Source organism: Shewanella sp. SM87 (genome assembly GCF_025653705.1).
In the GTDB taxonomy this organism is placed as follows: Bacteria; Pseudomonadota; Gammaproteobacteria; order Enterobacterales; family Shewanellaceae; genus Shewanella; species Shewanella oncorhynchi.
The window spans coordinates 20,431-29,856 of record NZ_JAKKSC010000042.1; the positions used below are offsets into that span (position 1 = coordinate 20,431).

Here is a 9,426-nt window from a genome sequence, read left to right on the forward strand (position 1 = left end):
TGGCCGCCATGCTGCTATAATCCGTCGTTCGCGGGAAATCGACACGGGGTTGATTTTCTGTCTGTGAAACTTTAGCGCCATTTCGCGCGCGCATCCACAAGGCTACAACCCAATGTCATCCGATGAAAGAACTTTCCGTGAACTCGGCCTATCCGAGAATTTGTTGCGTGCTCTTGACGAGCTAGGTTATGAAAAACCAACGCCAATCCAATCAGCCAGTATCGATCCACTTATGGCTGGCAAAGATATTTTAGGTCAAGCGCAAACAGGTACAGGTAAAACTGGCGCCTTCGCGTTACCACTATTAAACAAAGTTACCAGCCAAACTACACCGCAAATTTTAGTATTAGCACCAACACGTGAATTAGCCGTGCAGGTTGCTGAAGCGTTCAGTAGCTATGCCAAATTTATGAAGAATTTCCACGTTCTTCCAATTTACGGCGGCCAAAGCATGCAACAACAGTTGAATGCCCTGAAACGCGGCCCACAAGTTATCGTTGGTACGCCAGGTCGTGTTATGGACCATATGCGTCGCGGCACCTTGAAACTCGATTCATTACAAGCCTTAGTGCTCGATGAAGCCGATGAAATGTTAAAAATGGGCTTCATCGATGATATAGAATGGATCCTTGAGCACACGCCAAGCGAACGCCAACTGGCGTTATTCTCTGCCACTATGCCAGAGCAAATTAAGCGTGTTGCTAACCAGCACTTACGTAATCCTGTACATGTTCGTATCGAATCAAGCCAAACGACGGTTGAGTCAATCGAACAGCGTTTCGTACAAGTATCACAACACAACAAACTTGAAGCCTTAGTACGTGTATTAGAAGTTGAAAACACTGAAGGTGTGATCATATTCGTACGTACTCGTAACTCATGTGTTGAGTTAGCTGAAAAGTTAGAAGCCCGCGGTTATGCTTCATCACCACTACACGGTGACATGAACCAGCAAGCCCGTGAGCGTGCAGTTGATCAACTGAAACGTGGCAAGTTAGACATTCTGATCGCGACTGACGTTGCAGCCCGTGGTCTTGACGTTGAGCGTATCGGTCACGTTGTGAACTACGATATTCCATATGATGCCGAAGCTTATGTACACCGTATTGGCCGTACAGGCCGTGCTGGCCGTACTGGTATGGCGATCCTGTTTGTAACGAGCCGTGAAATGCGCATGCTGCGCACTATCGAACGTTCAACTAACAGCCGCATTTCACCAATGAAAATCCCAAGCCCAGAGACTGTTGCAGAACGTCGTCTGTCTCGCTTAGGTGAGCAATTGGCTGAAACAATCAACGGCGATTTAGATTTCATGAAAGAAGCTGTTGCTCAATTATGCCAACAGTTAGAAGTCGATACCGATCTGCTAGCCGCTGCATTATTACAGCAAGTTCAGCAAGAACGTCCTTTGCAATTGCCAGCAATTCAAGAACGTGTTCGTGATGAACGCAGTGAGCGCACTGAACGTAGCGACCGCGGAAGTGATCGTAATGACCGTGGTGGTGAGCGTGGTGAACGCAGAAGTCGCGAACCGCGTCCAATGCCAGCCAGCTTAGGCTCAGCTGAAGCGTTGAAAGACAACCCAGATTTAAAAATGTGCCGTTACGTGATCGACGTAGGTCGTGAGAATGGTGTGGGTGTGGGTAACATCGTTGGCGCTATCGCAAACGAAGCTAACATCGACAGCCGTTACATTGGCGCAATCCAACTTTACGATGCAGTGACCACTGTTGACCTGCCAGACGGCATGCCAAAAGACGTGTTACAGCACCTACGTAAAGTACGTGTTTGTGGCAAGCCATTGAACATCCGCGAAGCTGGCGATCAAGTATTTGTTGATTCAGGCCGCAGTGCTCGTTCAGACCGTCCTGCCGGTGACCGTAAACCACGTGGCGATCGTCCAACAGGTGACCGCCCAGCGGGTGATCGTAAGCCTCGCGCTGCGTCTACTGGTGACAAGCCATTTGCTGACCGCAAACCACGTGCAGACAAACCTGCCGGTGAGCGTAAGCCACGTAAACCACGTGAAGACTAATCTAGCTTAAGCTAGAGACTAAAAAAGGAGCCTAGGCTCCTTTTTTGTTGTCTTGACATCGCACTAGCTCAAAGCACACTGACCAGTTGATATTTCAAGCTGATATAGTCAGTGCAAGAACGCCTAGTTTAAGGATATAAAATGGATTTTTTAGCACTGATCACTTCCCCATTTACCTCGGCACTGCCCGAACTCGCTAAGTCATGCCACAAAGATAAAACGTTATTAATCATGGTACTTGTCGGTTGCACTCTGTTTGCGGGCTTTATTGGAATGTTAGTCGCAATGGCAAATTAACTTGCACTTAAGCCAACATCTCTATTAGTGTCGGCGTAGACTTTAACAACGCATCTAGTGTATTTCGATGAAAAAAGCCTTTAACGCCGGACTGTTATCCGCCTTTGTCGCCCCCGGCAGCGGCCATTTTTACCTAAAACATAAACGCACTGCGCTGGTCTTTTTTAGCTTAGCGGTCGTGAGCCTTGTGCTGCTACTCATGCAAATTTATCAAGTGGCGCAAGTCATCGCCTTAGATATTCAAAACGGCACCTTACCGCTTGATATCGGCGTGATTTCTGCCGAAATCACGCAACAAACCCAGACCACAATTGCCAATGCCAATGAGCTGCTCTATGGCTTTTTACTCTGCTGGTTAGTGGCATTAGTCGACAGTATTCGGCTTGGGCTTAAGCAAGATAAGCTGGATACATAAAGTAACCGCTAAATATCTTCTGACTCTTAGCGAGGCCGTAGCGATAAAAGCGACGTTGATATTGACCGAACATTTTTAATCAATTGAAATATTGGATATTAGCTTTTAACGGCTGCGGTAATAACACCATAAACAGTCAAGATGGATGACGATATGTTAGACAATGAAGAACGTGAATTTATTCTAAACAAAGTATCACAACCCGTGATTACCATTGCACGCGAGGTTAATTTTGCCGATCGCTATGCCTCCATGTTAGCGCGCTTTCCTAAGCTCCCTGGCGATTTTAATCCTAAGGTGCCGTCCGAGCGTCAACAGGCGCTGGTTGCCCAGTTCCCATATCCGATTCGTTTTTATACAAGCGAGGGGGGATATTACAAGCTAAATGAGAAAAAGTTCGCCTACTCGCATATGACGCTTATGATGGAGATGCGGCAGTGGGTAGTTTTTAACTTTGACTTGTGGCGTGAAGATAAGCGCATCGGTGGCGGCTCCTATCAACAGATTGCCGTTGCAGAGCGGTTAGCGCGAGGTGAAGAGATTGACTGGGATAACGACTGGCGTACACAACGCCAGCCATGGTGCTATAACGAAGATCAATTACAGACGGTGCTAACGGAAAGTTTTGCACTATTTGATGACCTTTGTAAGCAATTACCTAAGTAGTCACAGGAGTTAATTGAGATATATGCGGCTAAACAGGTTAACCGCATAAGCATAAATTATTTAGGCCATGCTTTAATCAGGCTGTGGTAGCAAGAGACCAGTAAATCAGCCGCTTGGGCATAGTCGGGAATAGTTTCAGGGCAATAGAGGGCGCAGTGACTACCCGCATTGCGCGCAGTTTGCAGATCAAACAAATAATCGCCCACATATAAGATATCTGCGGGGGCGAGTTGCCACTGCTGGCAAATAAGATGAATCCCTTCGGGATGCGGCTTAGGCTGCGCATCGTAACGCGTTAATACTAGTTCGATATCGATGCCGAGCTTATCGATAGTGATTTGCGCCGCTTCCGGCATATTGCGGGTCAAAATAGCCAAGGGCAGCGATTTAGCCCGTAGGCATTCGATAAGCTCACGCGCGCCATCAATCCAACTGGCCTTGAGTGAACTTTGTCTTTCGTACTCATGGACAATGTCTAACGCCTTAGCCCGTGCTTCACCCGTACTCAGACTCTCTACATGGGCCAAGATATCCGTACCAGAATGAATCCCCAACTCCCGCCGCAGCCCAGCAAAATCGGGATTAGAATGCGCTAAGGTGCCGTCGAGATCGAAGATGACGCCACGGATATCCTGAAGTTTTAATTCGCTGAGTCTAGTGATCACTGGCCTTTCCCATAGATAAAATGTCTGCGTTAGACAGCCTGCAAACGCTTCGCCTGACGATTACGGTACATAGGCAGCAATTGCACCACCATCACAGACACAATAATCACGCCAATCCCCAGCAGAGATAAACCATCTAATTCATCAGCGCGGAATACTTCTGGCCACCAGCCAAGGCTCACCACTAACGCCGTGGCACTAAAGCTAAATACTGGCGTTAGGGCCAACATGGCACTGACCTGCGCCGTCGGCCAGTACTTCATCGACTGGCCAAAACAGCCATAGGCGATCAAGGTATTGGCGGCGCAAAACAGTGCTATCTGCCAATCGAAGCTGTCCATACGGACAAACTGGCTAAAGTCGCTAAAGGGAGCCATTACGAAAATACCTAAGCCATAGATCACTAAGAGCACGTTCGCGGGCGACAAACGATTCAGTAAGGATTTTTGCAATAAGGCATAGCTAGTCCACGACAGTGCTGAGAACTGGATGATCATCACCCCAATCCAAACCTGATGATTATTAGCCCCAGAAAAATTTAAATTAGGATGGAAAAACATCAACATACCTAAAGCTAAGGTTGCAAAACAGCTGAGTTGCACCGCATTAAGCCGTTCCTTAAAAAACAACACACCACCAAATGCGAGGAAAAAGGGCGAAGTCTGGAAATTCAGTTGGGCGGCGCCCGGTGCGAGGTAATCGAGTGAATAAACAAAAGACACATAATTGAGCATCAAGAAAATGCCAGCAAGCACTAACCTTAACCAAACTTTGGCATCAAGTGCTGCAAATTGCTTAAGACTACCTGCGCTCCATTGGATCACTATGCTGACTAAAAGCGCGACCAGAAAACGAAACCAAGTAAGAGTCACGGGATCGATAAAGGCCGCCGAGAGCTTTAATGCTATAGGTAACATGCCCCAAAATAAAACCGCAACTGAGATGAACAGGAGCCCGAGTTGAGCATGATTATTTGCCTGAGGGGCGTTATGGCTAAGGTTCACGGAGGAGTCCAGTAGAAACCGCAAAATAGACAGCCATTCTGGCACTGAGCCAACACAATATCTAGCCAATAATCATGGAAACATTCGCGTTAGATTGGATACTTTAGCTGACACTTATGTGAGGCAAGTTTCAGCATCTTACGATAATTGGAACATTGGCCGCACTCTTGATTCAACTGCAGCAGATTTCCCCCGAAAGCCAACATTGGCATTTCCCGCGTTGCCAATAACCGAGTATATTTGGCCCATAAAAATGGCTTCTACCATACACTCTCTAGGCCACTTCTTTTTAAGCTAACGCTTTAAATAGGAAAGTTAATGTTATCTACCGCCACGATCGAACAAGTTAAAACGCATATTAATACCGCAGCCAAAGAATTAGCCGAGCGCCGCGCAGCAGGCACGAGCGGCGATTTACTGATCCCAGAACTAAGGCCAACCAGCTTCGAACAGGCCTTCGCTATTCAACAAGCCGTAGCAGAAATATTTAAGGCAAGCGATAACAATCCTATCGCGGCGTGGAAATGCCTATTACCCACGGCGGAAAAAACCGTCGTAGCGCCTATTTATCAAGATGATGTGTATCAACAATCGACCACTTGCCCACTCTATCCATCGACTAAAGGCCTGGCCCGAGTCGAACCCGAACTCGCCTTCGAGATTGCTCGCGATTTACCGCCAAGAAGCACGCCTTACACAGAGGCTGAAATCGACGAGGCCTTAGGCCACACACGCTTAGCCTTGGAATTGATCAAAAGCCGCTACCACACACCCAGTGAAGCGACGCATTTTGATGCCCTCGCCGATGGCTTAGTCAATCAAGGACTGTGGTTAGGGCCTGTGCTTAATCCGCAAGAAGGTTTAGAAATGAGTCATTTTGAACTCAGCGTTGATATTGCCAATGGCGAGCACCAGCAAAGCGACACACTGCAAAAATCCGCCATTCATCCCAACGGTTTCCCTAAGGCGGGACTCTACTGGTTAGTTAACTTTTTATCCGCCCAAGGCATTGGCTTAACTCAAGGGCAATATGTGATCACAGGCTCTTACGCGGGAGTGTTAGATCTACCGCTCAATCAGCACTGCCAATTCCACTACGGCGAGCTAGGCCAGTTTGGTTTGCAGTTTGTCGCTAAATGAGTCATGAAATACACAGTGCCAAGCCCATCTGCAAGGTGAGAAGGTTGGCAAAAGCTTGCCTTCTAAAATCTCCAAAGTGACCAACAGCCTGAAAACAAGCTTGTATCAAGGGTGAAACATTTGTATTATCCAAGAGAATAAAATATAAGGATATACAAGATGTTATATGGAAAAATATTACCCTTAGCAAGTCTACTGGCCTTAACCTTAAGCACCTCACTTGCCTTAAACGCCTCGGAAAACACCTTTTCCCAAGCCTACAGTGACTACCAAGCCGCACTCAAACAAGGGAATGACACCCAAGTAGAAGCCAGTGCCAAAAGGGCCTTTGAATTGGGCGAAGCTCAATATGCGAAGGACAGTGTCGATCTGGCCAATCTAGCAATGAACTGGGCTGGTGCGCTCAAAACTATGGCCATGCCTAATCTCTTTGACGGTGATAATGCGGCGAAAACGGCTAAGGCCTATGAGTTATATCAACTCGCATTAAGCAATTATAAAAAGCATTACGGCGAGCATGCTGCCGAGCTTATCGACCCGCTACTCGGCGCAGCAGAAACGGCTCCTAAGCTGGTTTTGGCTAAGGAACTTTTAGATAGCACGCTGAAAATTGCAGAAAAAACAACAAATAAAAAGCTGTTGGCTGATGTAAAGATGGCAACCTTTGATCGCTTCACCAACACAGGATTGTATACGACTCAGGTAAGGGAGTATGCCTTCGAGGCCTATGAAACTTACAAAGAGATCCTGCCCGAAAATGCCCTAGACAGAGTCAAAGCTACCTATGTAGTGGGTGCCGTTGAGTATGCAGAAAAGCATGATGACAAGGCGATTCCATTGCTTTTAGAAGTCGTTAAGCAGTTTGAAGCCCTTAACTTTAGCCATCCCTATGCATTAAGTGCCCACGCTTATTTAGTCGAACTCTATGAGCGTCAAGGAAAACGTGACGAATCCACCGCTCACTGTATTGCTATCGGCAAGATGAGCCCCTGGGCCGACACTCAGGAGCAACAACCGCTGTTTCGTACGGTACCAAAATACCCCAAGTCCTACCTCCTACAACGTAAAAGCGGCTATGTAACCCTTAACTTCACTGTTGATGAGATGGGATTTGTGAAAAACCCTGAAGTGCTCGAATCCAAAGGCGGTGTGCTATTTGAGAAATCCACACTAAAAATGATCGAAGAATGGCGTTATGCCCCTAAGTTTGACAATGGCAAACCAGTGTCAGCTCAAACCACAGTGCGTATAGATTACTATGTTGATAAATCTTAATATTTTCAGTAACCTATAACAGATTATTTCACCTCATAACCTAGCCCGTCGCTCACACTCGATGGGCTTTTTTCATCCTGTGTTGCAATCAGCCCCTGACTTAAACTCTGCTTGAGTTTGCTTAGACAGGTTTGGCAAATACACGCATCGGCAGACGGTAAAATGGGGCTGATTGCCCCTTGCAGCGAATCTGATGCTTGCGCTTGCAACACCGCCAAAGGCGGAAACACCTGCTTAGTACACCAACAATCCTCAATACCCTTACCAACAATCACAGCACATTGATTCGCGCCTTGGCACAGAGGGCAAATTTGTGATTCCGTAACACTTAAATCTTGTAACGACTTGGACATCAATATCCTCGTAAATAACATAGGTTATTTATTCTTAGAGATGGCGATCATAACGGTTTTTAGCCACTCAAGTTGAGTTGCTTTGCCACAAAGAAAGATAACTGTATCATCAGTTGCGTTGGTATCAATTGTCATTGTTTACCCTAGGCTCGACACATTATGTTGATATTCTCTATGCCTCTATCGGTCAGATACTGTAAAGCGTCCTTTTCTGATTTGCCAAAAGATTAAGCACTTGCACTCCAGTGACACGCCAACTTTGATTTAGAAATGAGTCATCCCTGAGGGCTCGACGACGGCATCCTTGCCGCCAACGGTCACTTCCATGCAAGTACTTAATCTCGTTAATTCCCAAGTATACCTGTCGCTAAATTTAACAATGGATGTTTCAATAAAGTTCAATTGGTTGTATTCATCAAGTTATCTAACTTAAATGATATTTGGATGTATTCATTTGGCTCAGTGAACCGCATTCCTGTGCTATAGCAAGTGTGTTCACAGATGCATACACGGTGAACTCATTTTGTTGTTAATTCGAAGGTTGAATAGATAAAGTATTTATTTCGAGGAATCCTTTAGGACCCGCACAAGGGGCTGATAATAGCTTGCTAAAATGTATAGCGAAGCAAAATCGAGCAAGCTTTTAGCAGTCCCTTCACTTAATGTGCTTGTTAACTATACTTTTCCGATTCAAATTCTGTATTTGACCATACTAAACCAAGCTCTGGACTTTCCAGCGAAAACTCTGAAAATACGCAAGTGTATGACTGAGCTACGTCACACATAAAAGATACCCAGTTTATGAAGTCTTCTTCACTCAATTCATTACCATAAGGGCGAGTTGTACCAGTTAAGAATTGATACCCTTTTTCGTCAACCTCACTCAGCTCTATTTCATAGTTTTCGCTGAGCTGTTGGGCTAATTTATTTAACTTCGATGAAACGTCACAAAAATGAGAAAAATCTATAGCGAAAACTGTTTCCTCATTTGCTCCAGAGCTTACAACAGCATTCCATAATTGAGTTGCTTCATCTATTTTTCTGTTTTTGATTCGGGCGTAATATTCTTCCCAAGTTTTTTGCGGATCGCTCATAGAACTCCCTGTATAGCTAACGCCCGCATAAACGGGGCAAAATGCTTGGCTATAATTTGAGAGGAACGTACACAAGCCAAGCTTTTTATGTCCGCCTCTTAATGCGCTCGTTAGGTGTTTTTACTAGTTTGCTTTCCTTGTCGATAGATACGCCGAATCATTTCATTTGCTTCGAACGTAGTACCCGAAAGATTTTCTCCTGTCCAATTTGGTCCGATACGTATATTTGACGCAATGTAGTGGTCAACTAAATTTGGCCACGGTTTTAGAATCTTCCCAAAATCTTCGCTCTGATTCATTTGGGCTTAATCCTGCATTATAATGATGTGGCCTGACTTGGCTGTAATAGCCAATAATATAATCAGTCACATCTTGTTTAGCTTCAATAAAACTCTTATAGCCTTGCGTTGGCACCCATTCCGTTTTTAAACTCCTGAAAAATCGCTCCATTGGCGCATTATCCCAGCAGTTACCTCGACGGC

11 protein-coding genes are annotated in these 9,426 nt (G+C 45.8%); 6 read left to right on the plus strand and 5 right to left on the minus strand.

The features are described from left to right. Positions 1–112: 112 nt before the first annotated feature. The 4 genes from L5M11_RS21520 (at position 113) to L5M11_RS21535 (ending at position 3,413) form a co-directional block, all read left to right on the plus strand. Positions 113–2,035: a DEAD/DEAH box helicase gene (locus L5M11_RS21520; protein WP_011847889.1), complete on the plus strand. Its 1,923-nt coding sequence runs from the start codon at positions 113–115 to the stop codon at positions 2,033–2,035. A 141-nt stretch (positions 2,036–2,176) separates the two neighbouring features. Then, entirely contained in the window at positions 2,177–2,332 is a 156-nt protein-coding gene (locus L5M11_RS21525; protein WP_168825603.1) for a hypothetical protein, read from the plus strand. A 67-nt stretch (positions 2,333–2,399) separates the two neighbouring features. Beyond that, on the plus strand, positions 2,400–2,747 hold the full coding sequence (locus tag L5M11_RS21530) for a hypothetical protein (protein WP_263193211.1): 348 nt from the start codon (positions 2,400–2,402) through the stop codon (positions 2,745–2,747). A gap of 153 nt (positions 2,748–2,900) precedes the next feature. Beyond that, a complete protein-coding gene (locus L5M11_RS21535) occupies positions 2,901–3,413 on the plus strand; it encodes a hypothetical protein (protein ID WP_263193213.1) in 513 nt (170 codons plus the stop codon). 56 nt (positions 3,414–3,469) lie between these two features. On the opposite strand, the gene L5M11_RS21540 is transcribed toward L5M11_RS21535, so the two are convergent. Continuing rightward, positions 3,470–4,078: an HAD family hydrolase gene (locus L5M11_RS21540; protein ID WP_263193214.1), complete on the minus strand. Its 609-nt coding sequence runs from the start codon at positions 4,076–4,078 to the stop codon at positions 3,470–3,472. Between the two features lie 29 nt (positions 4,079–4,107). Next, positions 4,108–5,082 (minus strand): DMT family transporter, encoded by a 975-nt coding sequence (locus L5M11_RS21545; RefSeq protein WP_113940039.1) that lies wholly within the window; start codon positions 5,080–5,082, stop codon positions 4,108–4,110. A gap of 318 nt (positions 5,083–5,400) precedes the next feature. Here L5M11_RS21545 and L5M11_RS21550 point away from each other — a divergent pair, with 318 nt between their 5' ends. Next, the gene (locus tag L5M11_RS21550; RefSeq protein ID WP_263193215.1) at positions 5,401–6,222 is read left to right on the plus strand and encodes a hydratase; all 822 of its coding nucleotides are present in this window, start codon (positions 5,401–5,403) and stop codon (positions 6,220–6,222) included. A 159-nt stretch (positions 6,223–6,381) separates the two neighbouring features. After that, a complete protein-coding gene (locus tag L5M11_RS21555; protein ID WP_263193217.1) occupies positions 6,382–7,497 on the plus strand; it encodes an energy transducer TonB in 1,116 nt (371 codons plus the stop codon). A gap of 23 nt (positions 7,498–7,520) precedes the next feature. Here the strand turns inward: L5M11_RS21555 and L5M11_RS21560 are convergent, their stop codons facing one another. The 3 genes from L5M11_RS21560 to L5M11_RS21570 form a co-directional block, all read right to left on the minus strand. After that, positions 7,521–7,850: a cysteine-rich CWC family protein gene (locus L5M11_RS21560; RefSeq protein WP_263186129.1), complete on the minus strand. Its 330-nt coding sequence runs from the start codon at positions 7,848–7,850 to the stop codon at positions 7,521–7,523. A gap of 671 nt (positions 7,851–8,521) precedes the next feature. Then, complete coding sequence (locus tag L5M11_RS21565; RefSeq protein ID WP_263186130.1) at positions 8,522–8,944, minus strand: hypothetical protein; 423 nt, start codon at positions 8,942–8,944, stop codon at positions 8,522–8,524. Positions 8,945–9,187: 243 nt separating this feature from the next. Continuing rightward, the coding region (locus tag L5M11_RS21570; protein WP_263193218.1) for an integrase core domain-containing protein at positions 9,188–9,426 on the minus strand (239 nt) is incomplete at its 5' end.